The organism is Pseudomonas sp. EL_65y_Pfl2_R96 (assembly GCF_963970905.1).
Classification (GTDB): Bacteria; Pseudomonadota; Gammaproteobacteria; order Pseudomonadales; family Pseudomonadaceae; genus Aquipseudomonas.
This window is the reverse complement of the sequence record NZ_CAXAQH010000011.1, coordinates 43,905-55,480: the sequence shown is the minus strand read 5'-3', so window position 1 is coordinate 55,480 and position 11,576 is coordinate 43,905. Positions and strand designations below refer to the sequence as shown.

Here is an 11,576-nt window from a genome sequence, read left to right as displayed (position 1 = left end):
TATTCAATGAGGTCACCATGCACACACTGATCGAACGTCATGATCGAGTTGTATTGATTCGTCTCAATCGCCCCCAAGCCAGGAATGCTTTGAGCTCGGCCCTGATGCGCGAACTGCTGGACACATTGCAACAGCTGGACCGCGACCCCGGGGTCGGCTGTTTCGTGATCACCGGGACGGCGGATTTTTTTGCGGCTGGCGCCGATATCAAGGAAATGTACGAAAAGTCTTATCTGGACATGGTCCACGAAGACTATTTTGCTGAGTGGGAGGCCTTTGCTGCGTTACGTACGCCCAAACTGGCCGCTGTTGCCGGTTATGCGTACGGTGGCGGTTGTGAGTTGGCGATGATGTGCGATCTGATCTTTGCTGCGGATACCGCCCGCTTTGGCCAACCGGAGATCAGGTTGGGGGTGATGCCTGGTATGGGAGGAACCCAGCGTCTGACACGGCTGGTAGGCAAGTCGAAGGCCATGGATATGATTCTGACCGGACGCTCGATGTCGGCTGAGGAGGCTGAGCGAGCAGGGTTGGTATCGCGTGTGATTTCTGCCAGCGATCTGCTGGAACAATCCTTGGCCGCGGCGCAGATAATTGCCGGTTTCGCCAAGACAGCCACACTGGCTGCGCGAGAAGCAGTGGACCGTGCACTGGAGTCAGGATTGCGCGATGGCCTTCTTTTCGAGCGAAGAGTGTTTCATGGTTTGTTTGCCACGGGGGGGCAAAAGGAAGGCATGCAGGCTTTTTTGGAGAAGCGTGAGCCGTGTTTCAACCCGGTTTGACCCAACCTTGAGGATTCGTCGCTAGCGGTGCTTTGAAAGAAACTACAGTTCAGGGGGAATAATCCTACGTGACGTTCGTCTCATAGCTCTTTTCCCCTGTGGCCCACGGCCCTGGAGACTTTCATGGTTGATCGCTCATCTACAACAGGGCCGTCTCGGCCGCCCCTGAGCACCGCGAGCCTGACGTTGCGCCTGACCGGTATTGCCGTGGTGGTCGCTGCGCTGGTCGGGGCTTTTGCCTACGTCAACGGCACACTCGACCCACAGCGTCTGACGCCGAAAGCGTTGATCAATGTGTTGGAGAAAAACAACGGTGTGCACCCGGGGTTCCGTCGTAACCACGCCAAAGGGGTGTGCGTGATCGGGCATTTCGAGAGCAGCGGCCAGGCGCGCGAGTACTCCAGCGCCCAAGTGTTCAGTGAAGCGCGGACCCCGGTGGTCGGGCGTTTCGCACTGCCTGCCGGCAACCCTTACGCACCAGACAACAGTGTGCCGATCCGCAGCCTGGCGTTGCGTTTCACCCAGGCCAACGGTCAGCAGTGGCGCACCGGGATGAACAGCATGCCGGTGTTCCCGGTGGGCACGCCCGAGGCGTTCTATCAGTTGCAACAAGCGCAGGCGCCGGACCCTGCGACCGGCAAACCGAACCCTGCGGCTGTTCCGGCGTTCTTCGGTTCTCACCCGGAAGCCGCGCCGTTCCTTGCCTGGATCAAAACCGCCAAACCTTCTGCCAGTTATGCGACGCAGACTTATAACAGCGTCAACGCGTTTTACCTGGTGAACGCAGCCGGTCAGCGGCAAGCGGTGCGCTGGAGCATGACACCAGTGGCTCAGGACGCGGCGGGTGCGACGGCAGCGGAGGGCGCTGACTTCCTCGAAAAAGATTTGGTTCAGCGCTTGTCCGCCGGACCATTGCGTTGGCAGTTGAACATTACCCTGGCGAACCCCGGGGACCCGGTCAACGACGCGAGCAAGGCCTGGCCCGACGGCCGAAAAGTGCTGAACGCCGGCACCTTGGTGCTCGAAAGCACCCAACCGCAACTCAATGGCGAGTGCCGTGACATCAACTACGACCCACTGGTATTGCCCAGCGGTATCGAAGGCTCCGACGACCCGCTGCTCGCCGCTCGTTCAGCGGGGTACGCCAGTTCCTACCTGCGCCGCACCAGCGAAGTCAGCCAGTTGCCCGCCGCCAAACAGGAGTCTCGTCAATGAGCGCTCAACCGAACCATTTCGCGCCCTTGGCGCGGCTTCTGCACTGGCTGATGGCGCTGATGATCATTGCGATGCTGTTTATCGGCGCGGGCATGGTGGCCTCGGTGTCCGAGCGTCATGAATGGCTGATCCATCTGCACAAGCCTTTGGGCATTGCGATTCTGCTGTTGGTGGTCGTGCGCCTGGCCGTGCGTTTTTCGACCCGGCAACCATCGCTGCCGGCGGACTTGCCGGGTTGGCAGGTGCTGGCGGCGAAGGCCTCGCATGTTTTGCTGTACGCCTTGATGCTGATTTTGCCGCTGCTGGGCTGGGCGATGATTTCGGCGGCTGGCGATCCGGTAATGCTCAGTCGTTCGTTGCAGTTGCCGTCGATCCTGCCGGCCAATGCGCAAGTGTTTGCGTTTCTGCGCAAGGCGCATGGGTATTTGGCGTATCTGCTGTTTCTGACCGTGCTGCTGCACCTGGCGGCGGCGTTGTTTCACGGTTGGGTGCGCCGCGATGACGTGCTGGACAGCATGTTGCGAGGCAGGGAGCGCGATTTGTAGCAGCCTGCGGCAGCTGCTACAGGTCAGCGTGAAGCTGCTTCCACAGGTTGGTCCTTCGGGGCCAACGTCAACCACCAATAGATCAACGCCACGGCGTTGATACCTGCACCCAGCCAGCACACCGCGATCCAGCCGCCCAAGGCATACATCGCCGTCGAACCGATCGAGCCCAAGGCGCTGCCGATCGAATAGAACAGCATATAGCCGGCGGTGAGTCGGCTTTGCGCTTCGGGGCGCACGTTGTAGATCATGCTCTGACTGGTGACATGAACGGCTTGCAGCCCCAAGTCCAGCGTAATGACCCCCAGCAATAACGCCCACAGCGACGATTGAGTGAGGGCGATGGGCAGCCATGAGGCGAGCATCAGCAACAACGACAGTCCGCTGGTCCATTGACCCAGCCCGCGATCGGCTAAGTGCCCGGCTCGGGCGGCGGCCAGTGCGCCGGCGGCCCCGGCCAGGCCAAACAATCCGATTTCGGTGTGGGACAGTGAAAGCGGTGGGGCGCTCAGCGGTAATACCAGAGGGGTCCACAGCACCATGGCGCTGGCGAAGGTCAACAGGGCGAGCATAGCCCGTTGACGCAACACCGGTTCTTCCTTGAACAACGTGAAAACCGAGCCGATCAATGCACCGTAAGCGCTATCCGGTCGCGGATCTTCGTGCTTGGGCAGCACGCGAAACAACAGCAACGCCATCACCAGGGTTAATCCGGCGGACAACAGATAGATCGAGCGCCAACCGGCCAGATCAGCCATGCCGCCTGCCACCGTTCGTGCCAACAGAATACCGACGACGATGCCGCTGGTGATAACCCCCACCACACGTCCACGTTGCGCCGGGATGGCCAGGGTCGCGGCGTAGGCCACCAGAACTTGCGTCACCACCGCCAGCAACCCGGTCAGCGCCATGCCGAGCAGCAACCAAGCGCTGTTCGGTGCTAACGCGATCATCAACAAGGCCAGTGCCGACAGCAGGGTTTGCAGGACGATTAATCGGCGACGGTTGAGCAGATCCCCCAGAGGGACCAGCAACAACAGGCCCACGCCATAGCCGATCTGGGTGAGGGTGACGACGATGCCGATGGTTGCCGGGTCCATGGCGAAGGCCTCAGCCATGGCATCGAGCAGCGGTTGTGCGTAATACACATTGCCGACGGCTAAGCCGCAGGCCACGGCAAATAGCAGCACTACGGCGCCGCTTAACGGATGATCAGGTTTCATCATGGGTTTCCTTGTGTGGTTTCAAAATAAAACCAGTTGTACGGTAGAGAGTCTGGTTTTATATTGCAACCACATTGGTTGTCGGCGGACGCGGTTATGGTTAAACGTACAAGCATGGAAGGCGCCGAGTGCCCGGTCGCCCGTTCACTGGACGCGATAGGGGATTGGTGGTCGCTATTGATCGTGCGCGATGCGTTCGATGGTCTGCGGCGATTTGGTGAGTTCCAGCGCAATCTGGGCATGGCCAAGAACATTCTCTCGGCGCGCCTGCGCACATTGGTGGCCCACGGGATTTTCGATCTGGTGCCGGCGTCGGACGGCAGTGCGTATCAGGAGTACGTGCTGACGGAGAAGGGCAAGGGTCTGTTCCCGTTGATCATCGGGTTGCGGCAGTGGGGCGAGGCGTTTTTCTATGAGACGGGGGAGGCGCATTCGCGGGTGGTCGATCGTGAGAACGGTCGACCGGTGCGGTCGCTGGAATTGCGCGCCGAGGATGGGCGGTTGCTGGGGCCCCAGGATTGTGTGCGGATCCCGGCTGAGTAAAACATCAAAAAATCGCAGCCTTGTTGGAACTGCTGAAGGCTGCGATCTTCGATATTCAAATAATCAACGCAGAGCATCGACCATGTCGGCAATGGTCGTCAGCACATCCTTGCCCAACTGCTTCGATCGCTTACCCGACCAGCCAGTCAGCGCATTTGGCGCGTCGTTGTTATCTTTGAAGGGCATTTCCAGGGTCAACGACAGGCAGTCGAACTTCTGACCGACACTGTTACAGGCCAGAGTCATGTTGGCTTTACCGGGCTCGTCGCGGGTGTAGCCGTGTTTGGTCTGGAAGTCTTTGGTCAGGTGCTTCAGATGGCTGCGGAAGCGCTCTTCGAGTTTTTCGATCCGCGGTGTATAGCCAGGGTTGCCTTCACAGCCGGCGGTGAACACGTAGGGGATTTCTTCATCGCCATGGATGTCGAGGAACAGGTCGACGCCATACTTTTCCATCTGTTGCTGAACGAACAGCACTTCCGGGCTGATTTCCTGGCTGGCGCTCTGCCAGGCACGGTTCAGGTCCTGGCCCATGGCGTTAGTACGCAAATGACCGTGGAAGGCACCGTCCGGGTTCATGTGCGGCACCAGGTACAGGTCGGCGCTGGCCAGGAGTTTCTTCAGAACCGGGTCGTCGTGTTTTTCCAGACGCTCGATCACGCCTTCCATGAACCACTCGGCCATGTGTTCGCCGGGGTGTTGCTGGGCGATGATCCAGACCTTGCGCTGGCCTTCGGCGCCAGTGCCTTTGCGTAATAGCTGGATGTCGCGACCTTCAACGCTCTTGCCGGTGGCCAGCAGTTCGGTGCCGGCCTTGGACAGTGCCTGCTCGATCAGCCAATCGTGACGGCCACGGCTGTAGGGTTCGAAATAGGCGAACCAGGCGTGGGTGGCGGTGGCTTCCAGGCTGAAACGCAGGCAGTCGCCTTCGAAGATGGTCGGCACGCGGAACCAGTTGACGTGGTCGTAGGATGCCACCGCCTGATAGCCATCCCAAGCCTTGTTATACGAGGATTTACTGGCGTTGTTCAGACGAAACCAATGCTCCTGACCGACGTGCAGACCGCTGGCCTTGAAGTGGAACCACTGGAAATGCTGGCTGCGGGTGTCTGGCCTGATGGCCAGCAGCGCTTGCAGAGGATTGCTGATGTCCAGCACTTCAATGTTGCCGCTGTCGAAGTTTGCGCTGATGTCGAAAGAAGATTTAGCCACGGCCATAGTCGGTTCCTGAATATGATTTTTATGGCTGCTACTTTACACGCAAGGGAGGGAGAAACCGGGGGAAATTGCGGGGTTGAAAGGGGGGCGTCCTCCTTGACGCCGATGCAGCTTAGAGACTGCGCGATTGATTCTCAAGTGCTATTTTCATTAGTTTGGCCCAATGCTGCCGGGCGTCTCTTGCTAACAGATATTGTTTTGATATCATCCGCGCCAATCGAATTTGCAGCACCCACAGACTTCATTAGCCTGAAGCCAAAGCCAGACTAACTGGCAAAAAAAAGACCCGGCAAAAAGCCGGGTCAAAAACCGTGATTAGCCTGATGAGGAGATAGTCCAGGAGACCGACCTAAGGTCTCTTGGTCCATCGACTGATCTCGCGATCAGCCGATGCAATAATAATCATTATCATTTGCAAGTCAAATTTTTTTACCTGCTCGATTGGAAAGTTTTTCCTGTCCCCTCCAAAGCGCTCCCGCCTCAATCGTTCCGATCGCCCTCCAGGGATCGGTCGAGCATCGCCTTGGCCATGTCGATCATATGCACCGTAGAAAACGCCAGATCCCGGCTTGCGCCCTGCAGCTGGTTGGCTGATTCATTCGCGGTGGCGGCGGCACACCGCAACAGATCCGAAGCATGGACCAGCGCCTCTTCGCAACTGATGCTACGGTTCACATCAAAGAAGCGTTCTTCGTGGGTCACTTCTGACACAGCTGGTTTCAAGTAATAGTCCAGTGCCCGTTGCGCGGCGGCAGAGCCTTTTGGCGAGGTGAGGCTGGTGTCGATTTGCATGTCGGGCAGGGTATTGCTGGGGATGGTCATGATGATGGCAAGCTCCGTGATAGATTCAAATCCGTGAGCCCAGCTTAGTACGTACTGTATTTGTGTCTTGAATTTAAATACTACAATTTGTGTTTTGTTGGTCGGAGTACCCCCCGTATCGTGCCGCACATGGATAAATGGATTGAATTGGTCAAGGCCAAAATGAGTGAACTCAAAGTCACTCAGGAAATACTCGCCGAGCGCATAGGGATGTCCCAGGGTGGCGTCGGCCACTGGCTCAATAAACGTCGTCAGCCCGGCCTCGAGGAGATGAACCGTGTCTTGCGGGCGCTGGGCATGGACTATCTGGAAGTCGCGATGGTGATCAGGGAGCCGCAGATCTCACAGGATGAGGGGATCCCTCTGACGCAAAAGTACAACCCGTACTTTCGCTACCCGGTCAGTGACTGGCGGGAAACCGCAGAGGTGCGCGACGGAGAGCTATCGACGTACGGCGCTTCAACGGCAGTCAGCAAGCCACGTTTCGAGCTGTCCGACTACCACGCACAGGGCGCGGCGTTCTGGCTGGTGGTGGTCGGCGATGCGATGACGGCACCCTCGGGTGCGAGCATTGCCGAGGGCATGCTGATTCTGGTCGACCCGGCTATCGTGCCGGAGCCTGGCAAACTGGTGATCGCCCAATGGCCCGGAAGCGCCGAGGCGGTCTTTCGCAAACTGATCGAAGAGGGCGGGCAGCGTTATCTGGTCCCGCTCAATCCGACGTATCCGAAAGCCCTTTACACCGAAGAGTGCCGAATCATCGGCGTGGTGGTTCAGGCGACTGCCAAATTCTAATCAGATCGGTCCTCGCAACGCGTAGGACCGATCTTCATTTCACACGTGTTCCAACGCCACCAACGCACTGCCTTCGCTGACCATTTCGCCTTCCTGGCAATACAGCGCCTTGATCACCCCGGCATGGGGCGCGCGAATGCTGTGCTCCATCTTCATCGCTTCCAGCACCACCAGTTGCGCCCCGGCTTCGACCGTTTGCCCGGCCTCCACCAGCACTCGCACGATGCTGCCGTTCATCGGCGCGGTGAGCCCGCCCTGATGGCTGTGGCTGGCTTCGACGGCGCCGATCGGGTCATATGACTCGATGCGACGCAGCTCACCGTCCCATTGCAGATACAGCGTATCGCCACGACGGATGGCCCGGTGCTGACGGCGCAAGCCGTTGTGTTCGGTCAGCAGGTATTCACCCTTGAGCTGTGCTGTATGAGCGTCGGCATCGCCCAGAGTCAGCGCCCGGTCTTGTTCTTCGCAACTCAAATGCAGGGTGATTTCGGTCGGTAGTCCGGCACGCAAACCGTTGTTGATGGCCCAAGGCGAGCTCGGATCATCGGTGCGCGAAACAGTCGGCTGGCTTTGCGCAAACGCCTGGGCCGCCGCTTGCCAGAACTCATCACTCAGCTGTGAAGGTTCTGGCAGTAGCTGTTCCTGATAACGCGGAATGAACCCGGTATCCAGTTCGGCTGCGGCGAACGCCGGGTGGCCGATGATCCGGTGCAGGAAGTTGATGTTGGTCTTCAGCCCGCCAATGGCAAACTCATCGAGCATGCTCAACAAACGCAGCCGGGCCTGTTCACGGTCTTCGCCCCAGGCAATCAGCTTGCCGAGCATCGGGTCGTAGAACGGCGAAATCTCGTCGCCTTCTTCGACGCCACTGTCCACGCGACGCCCCGGCCCTTCAGCGGATTCGCGGTACAACGCCAGACGCCCGGTGGCCGGCAGAAAGTCGTTGCCTGGGTCTTCGGCGTACAGCCGCACTTCGATCGCATGGCCGTTCAGTGGCACCTGATCCTGGGTCATCGGCAGCGCTTCACCACGGGCCACGCGAATTTGCCAGGCCACCAGATCAAGGCCGGTGATGGCTTCGGTAACCGGGTGTTCGACTTGCAGGCGCGTGTTCATCTCCATGAAGAAGAACTCACCGCGTGCATCCAGCAAAAACTCCACGGTGCCGGCACCGACGTAACCGATGGCCTGCGCCGAACGCACGGCGGCTTCGCCCATGGCCCGACGCAATTCCGGGCTCAGGCCTGGAGCGGGCGCTTCTTCGACGACTTTCTGATGCCGCCGCTGAATCGAGCAATCACGTTCGTTGAGGTACAAGCAATTGCCATGCTGGTCGGCGAATACCTGGATTTCCACGTGACGCGGCTTGAGCAGGTATTTCTCCACCAACATCCGCGAGTCGCCGAACGACGACTGTGCTTCACGTTGCGCCGAGGCCAGGGCTTCGGCCAGTTGGCTGACATCCTCGACCACTTTCATGCCTTTGCCGCCGCCGCCCGCCGTGGCCTTGAGCAGCACCGGATAACCGATGCGTTCGCAGGCGTCGCGGAAGGTGTCCAGGTCCTGAGCCTCGCCGTGATAGCCGGGCACCAGCGGCACACCGGCCGTTTCCATCAAGGCTTTGGCCGCGGACTTGCTGCCCATGGCGTCAATGGCCGAGGCGGGCGGGCCGAGGAAGATCAGACCGGCCGCTTCGATCGCGCGGGCGAACCCGGCGTTCTCCGAGAGAAAACCATAACCGGGATGAATCGCCTGAGCGCCGCTGGCTTTCGCGGCGGCGATCAGTTTGTCGATTTGCAGGTAACTGTCGGCGGCTTTGCTGCCGCCCAGATCCACGCGGATATCCGCTTCTCGGCTGTGCCGGGCGTCACGGTCGGTAGCGCTGTGCACGGCCACGGTGGTCAGGCCCAGGGCCTTGGCGGTGCGCATCACCCGGCAAGCGATTTCGCCGCGGTTGGCCACCAGCAGGGTGGTGAGGACTGGTGCGCTCATCAACGCGGCTCCTTGAGGGTGGTTTCGGCTTGCCAGGTGGGCGAGCGTTTTTGCAGGAATGCGCGCAATCCTTCCTGACCCTCGGGGCTGACGCGGATTCGGGCGATGGCGTTCTCGGTGTAGCGCCGCAGCGCCGGGGTCAACGCGCCGCTGCCGACTTCGCGCAGCAAATCCTTGCTGGCGCGCATGGCCGCCGGACTGTTGAGCAGCAGGTTGTCGATCCACTGATCGACTTTCTGCTCCAGTTCAGCCATCGGGTAGCTCTCCGACAACAAGCCGATTTCCCGCGCCCGTTGCCCGCCGAATCGTTCGGCGGTCAAGGCATAGCGCCGTGCCGCACGCTCGCCGATCGCCTGCACCACGAACGGGCTGATGACCGCCGGCGCCAGGCCGATGCGCACTTCCGACAGGCAGAATTGCGCGTCGTCGGCACCGATGGCCATGTCACAGCAACTGATCAGGCCCAGCGCGCCGCCATAGGCCGCGCCTTGCACCACCGCCACGGTCGGGATTTTCAGCTTGGCGAGGTTGTACATCAACTCCGCCAGTTCCCGGGCGTCGTCGAGGTTGGTGTGGTAATCGAGTTCGGCCGATTGCTGCATCCAGGCCAGATCGGCGCCAGCGCTGAAGTGCTTGCCGCGTCCACGGATCAGCAGGAAACGCAGGCTGGCATCGCTCGACACTTTGTCCAGCGCGAGGATCAGTTCGCGGATCATTTCGGCGTTGAAGGCGTTGTTCTTTTCTTCACGGCTGAGCCACAAGGTCGCAAAACCCCTTGGATCGCTCAGCAGTTCGAGGGTGTTGAAGTCGCTCATGGTTTTCTCCAGATCACATCCGGAACACGCCGAAGCGGCTCGGTTCGATTGGCGCGTTCAGCGACGCCGACAAGGCCAGCGCCAACACGTCGCGGGTCTGCGCCGGGTCGATGACGCCGTCGTCCCACAGCCGGGCGCTGGAGTAGTAGGGGTGACCCTGTTCTTCGTACTGATCGAGGATCGGTTGCTTGATCTCGGCTTCCTGCTCGGCGCTGAACGGATGTCCGCTACGCTCGGCCTGCTCACGCTTGACCTGCACCAGCACACCCGCCGCCTGTTCGGCACCCATCACGCCGATCCGCGCGTTCGGCCACATCCACAGGAAGCGTGGATCATAGGCCCGACCGCACATGCCATAGTTACCGGCGCCGAAGCTGCCGCCGATGATCACGGTGAATTTCGGTACTTTGGCGCAGGCCACGGCGGTCACCAGTTTCGCGCCGTGCTTGGCGATGCCGCCGGCCTCGTATTTCTGGCCGACCATGAAACCGGTGATGTTTTGCAGGAACAGCAATGGGATGCCGCGTTGGCAGGCCAGTTCGATAAAGTGCGCGCCTTTCTGCGCGGCTTCGGCGAAAAGAATGCCGTTATTGGCGAGGATCGCGATCGGGTAACCGTGCAGATGGGCAAAACCGCACACCAATGTCGTGCCGAACAATGCCTTGAACTCATCGAACACCGAGCCGTCCACCAGGCGCGCGATCACTTCGCGCACGTCGAAGGGTTGCTTGGCATCCGCCGACACCACGCCATACAACTCATCGCTGCTGTACAGCGGCGCGATCGGCGTACGTTGCTGGAGTTCACCGAGCTTGCGCCAATTGAGGTTGGCGACGCTGCGCCGGGCCAATGCCAGGGCGTGTTCATCGCTCTCGGCATAATGGTCGGCGACCCCGGAAATCTTGCAGTGCACATCGGCCCCGCCGAGGTCTTCGGCGCTGACCACTTCACCGGTCGCGGCTTTCACCAGCGGTGGGCCGGCGAGGAAGATCGTTGCCTGCTGACGAACCATGATCGCTTCATCGGCCATCGCCGGTACGTAAGCGCCACCGGCGGTGCAGGAACCCATGACCACCGCGATTTGCGGGATGCCCATGGCACTCATGTTGGCCTGGTTGAAGAAGATCCGCCCGAAGTGTTCGCGGTCCGGGAACACTTCATCCTGACGCGGCAGGTTGGCACCGCCGGAGTCCACCAGATAAATGCAGGGCAGGCGATTTTGCTGGGCGATGGTCTGCGCGCGCAGGTGTTTTTTCACGGTCAGCGGGTAGTACGAGCCACCTTTCACGGTGGCATCGTTGGCGACGATCATGCATTCGACGCCTTCCACCCGGCCAATACCGGCAATTACGCCAGCGGCGGGAACGTCTTCGCCGTACACCGCGTAGGCCGCCAGTTGGCTGATCTCGAGAAACGGCGAGCCGGGATCGAGCAGACGATTGATCCGCTCCCGGGGCAACAACTTACCCCGCGAGGTGTGGCGTTCTTGAGCCTTCGGGCCACCACCTTGCTGCACTTGCGCGAGCAGGGTGTGCAGGGCGTCGACCTGTTTGAGCATCGCCGCGCTGTTGGCCGCGAACTCCGCCGAACGGGGGTTGAGCTGGGTATGCAGGATAGCCATGGACA

11 protein-coding genes are annotated in these 11,576 nt (G+C 60.2%); 5 read left to right on the top strand and 6 right to left on the bottom strand.

What is annotated here, in order from left to right; translation table 11 throughout:
* Window positions 1-17: 17 nt before the first annotated feature.
* The 3 genes from AACY49_RS13730 (at window position 18) to AACY49_RS13720 (ending at window position 2,542) form a co-directional block, all read left to right on the top strand.
* Window positions 18-782: an enoyl-CoA hydratase-related protein gene (locus AACY49_RS13730; RefSeq protein WP_339524545.1), complete on the top strand. Its 765-nt coding sequence runs from the start codon at window positions 18-20 to the stop codon at window positions 780-782.
* A gap of 123 nt (window positions 783-905) precedes the next feature.
* Window positions 906-1,997: a catalase family peroxidase gene (locus AACY49_RS13725; protein WP_339524412.1), complete on the top strand. Its 1,092-nt coding sequence runs from the start codon at window positions 906-908 to the stop codon at window positions 1,995-1,997.
* Window positions 1,994-2,542, top strand: a complete 549-nt coding sequence (locus AACY49_RS13720) for a cytochrome b (protein ID WP_258699983.1) — start codon at window positions 1,994-1,996, stop codon at window positions 2,540-2,542. Before AACY49_RS13725 ends, AACY49_RS13720 begins: the two co-directional genes overlap by 4 nt.
* A 23-nt stretch (window positions 2,543-2,565) precedes the next feature.
* On the opposite strand, the gene AACY49_RS13715 is transcribed toward AACY49_RS13720, so the two are convergent.
* The gene (locus tag AACY49_RS13715; protein ID WP_258699984.1) at window positions 2,566-3,765 is read right to left on the bottom strand and encodes an MFS transporter; all 1,200 of its coding nucleotides are present in this window, start codon (window positions 3,763-3,765) and stop codon (window positions 2,566-2,568) included.
* A gap of 96 nt (window positions 3,766-3,861) precedes the next feature.
* On the opposite strand from AACY49_RS13715, the gene AACY49_RS13710 reads away from it, so the two are divergent.
* Window positions 3,862-4,308, top strand: coding sequence for a winged helix-turn-helix transcriptional regulator (locus AACY49_RS13710; protein WP_339524409.1), 447 nt, complete (start codon window positions 3,862-3,864; stop codon window positions 4,306-4,308).
* A 63-nt stretch (window positions 4,309-4,371) separates the two neighbouring features.
* Here AACY49_RS13710 and AACY49_RS13705 read toward each other — a convergent pair whose 3' ends face one another.
* The gene (locus AACY49_RS13705) at window positions 4,372-5,523 is read right to left on the bottom strand and encodes a M14 family metallopeptidase (RefSeq protein ID WP_339524407.1); all 1,152 of its coding nucleotides are present in this window, start codon (window positions 5,521-5,523) and stop codon (window positions 4,372-4,374) included.
* 480 nt (window positions 5,524-6,003) lie between these two features.
* On the bottom strand, window positions 6,004-6,345 hold the full coding sequence (locus AACY49_RS13700; RefSeq protein ID WP_339524405.1) for a DUF6124 family protein: 342 nt from the start codon (window positions 6,343-6,345) through the stop codon (window positions 6,004-6,006).
* Between the two features lie 129 nt (window positions 6,346-6,474).
* Between AACY49_RS13700 and AACY49_RS13695 the strand changes: the two genes are divergently transcribed.
* Entirely contained in the window at window positions 6,475-7,140 is a 666-nt protein-coding gene (locus tag AACY49_RS13695) for a LexA family protein (protein WP_258699988.1), read from the top strand.
* A gap of 39 nt (window positions 7,141-7,179) precedes the next feature.
* On the opposite strand, the gene AACY49_RS13690 is transcribed toward AACY49_RS13695, so the two are convergent.
* Genes AACY49_RS13690 through AACY49_RS13680 form a run of 3 tightly spaced genes read right to left on the bottom strand, consistent with a single transcriptional unit; the run spans window position 7,180 to window position 11,571 of the window.
* Entirely contained in the window at window positions 7,180-9,135 is a 1,956-nt protein-coding gene (locus tag AACY49_RS13690; RefSeq protein WP_339524403.1) for an acetyl/propionyl/methylcrotonyl-CoA carboxylase subunit alpha, read from the bottom strand.
* The gene (locus AACY49_RS13685; RefSeq protein ID WP_258699990.1) at window positions 9,135-9,950 is read right to left on the bottom strand and encodes a gamma-carboxygeranoyl-CoA hydratase; all 816 of its coding nucleotides are present in this window, start codon (window positions 9,948-9,950) and stop codon (window positions 9,135-9,137) included. The genes AACY49_RS13690 and AACY49_RS13685 overlap by 1 nt, the downstream gene beginning before the upstream one ends.
* Before the next feature lie 13 nt (window positions 9,951-9,963).
* Window positions 9,964-11,571: a carboxyl transferase domain-containing protein gene (locus tag AACY49_RS13680; RefSeq protein ID WP_339524402.1), complete on the bottom strand. Its 1,608-nt coding sequence runs from the start codon at window positions 11,569-11,571 to the stop codon at window positions 9,964-9,966.
* Window positions 11,572-11,576: the final 5 nt, after the last annotated feature.

Bases quoted from the DNA above. Each gene is read 5' to 3' on its own strand.
- AACY49_RS13730 (WP_339524545.1), top strand. From the start codon at position 18: ATGCACACACTGATCGAACGTCATGATCGAGTTGTATTGATTCGTCTC.
- AACY49_RS13680 (WP_339524402.1), bottom strand. From the start codon at position 11,571: ATGGCTATCCTGCATACCCAGCTCAACCCCCGTTCGGCGGAGTTCGCG.
- AACY49_RS13720 (WP_258699983.1), top strand. From the start codon at position 1,994: ATGAGCGCTCAACCGAACCATTTCGCGCCCTTGGCGCGGCTTCTGCAC.
- AACY49_RS13715 (WP_258699984.1), bottom strand. From the start codon at position 3,765: ATGAAACCTGATCATCCGTTAAGCGGCGCCGTAGTGCTGCTATTTGCC.
- AACY49_RS13695 (WP_258699988.1), top strand. From the start codon at position 6,475: ATGGATAAATGGATTGAATTGGTCAAGGCCAAAATGAGTGAACTCAAA.
- AACY49_RS13710 (WP_339524409.1), top strand. From the start codon at position 3,862: ATGGTTAAACGTACAAGCATGGAAGGCGCCGAGTGCCCGGTCGCCCGT.
- AACY49_RS13685 (WP_258699990.1), bottom strand. From the start codon at position 9,950: ATGAGCGACTTCAACACCCTCGAACTGCTGAGCGATCCAAGGGGTTTT.
- AACY49_RS13705 (WP_339524407.1), bottom strand. From the start codon at position 5,523: ATGGCCGTGGCTAAATCTTCTTTCGACATCAGCGCAAACTTCGACAGC.
- AACY49_RS13690 (WP_339524403.1), bottom strand. From the start codon at position 9,135: ATGAGCGCACCAGTCCTCACCACCCTGCTGGTGGCCAACCGCGGCGAA.
- AACY49_RS13700 (WP_339524405.1), bottom strand. From the start codon at position 6,345: ATGACCATCCCCAGCAATACCCTGCCCGACATGCAAATCGACACCAGC.
- AACY49_RS13725 (WP_339524412.1), top strand. From the start codon at position 906: ATGGTTGATCGCTCATCTACAACAGGGCCGTCTCGGCCGCCCCTGAGC.